General features: G+C 60.7%; 1 pseudogene. It reads right to left on the bottom strand.

The window, feature by feature from the left end:
- A pseudogene (locus tag JDF658_RS14560) lies at nt 1-201 on the bottom strand (hypothetical protein); the annotation flags it as partial.

Here is a 201-nt window from a genome sequence, read left to right as displayed (position 1 = left end):
GGGGACTTCAGACCAGCCGCTCCAGAGGTCCCGACGCAGGATATTCTGGTAAATACCATTATCCGTGCCTCTGACAAACAGGTTCAATTCCGAGCGGAATCCCACCGCCTCCGGTTCCGCCAGGGTCAAGCCGCCGCCGGGAACCTCTGACCAGCCGCTCCAGATCCCCAGGGGTGACAGGCGGTTGAGATAAATGCGGTC

Source organism: Carboxydocella sp. JDF658 (genome assembly GCF_002049395.1).
Taxonomy (GTDB): domain Bacteria; phylum Bacillota.
Note: the sequence above shows the minus strand (reverse complement) of the source record. Positions and strands in the feature narration are given on the sequence as shown.